Raw genomic sequence first — 283 nt, forward strand, 5'->3', positions numbered from 1 at the left:
CTACTCGGTCACTAACTAGCCAGTAATCAATTCTCCAGCCAGTATTGTTAATTTTACTGGTACGGCTACGTTGTGCCCACCAAGTATAGGCGTTAAGAACATCACCATGCAAATGACGGAAGGTATCTGTAAAACCAAGGGCTAATAGATTTGTAAAGCCTTGACGTTCTTCATCTGTAAAACCTGGGGACTGACGATTGCTTGCTGGATTTGCAAGGTCGATTTCCTTATGCGAAACGTTGAAATCGCCTGTTGCGAGAACAGGTTTTTGGCGATCTAGTTG

1 protein-coding gene is annotated in these 283 nt (G+C 43.8%); it reads right to left on the minus strand.

Annotated elements, in window-relative coordinates; all coding sequences use genetic code 11:
• On the minus strand, positions 1-283 hold a 283-nt coding region (locus tag HUK49_RS10845; RefSeq protein ID WP_191913693.1), incomplete at both ends, for an exodeoxyribonuclease III.

Source organism: Limosilactobacillus portuensis (genome assembly GCF_014838735.1).
GTDB classification, from domain to species: Bacteria; Bacillota; Bacilli; order Lactobacillales; family Lactobacillaceae; genus Limosilactobacillus; species Limosilactobacillus portuensis.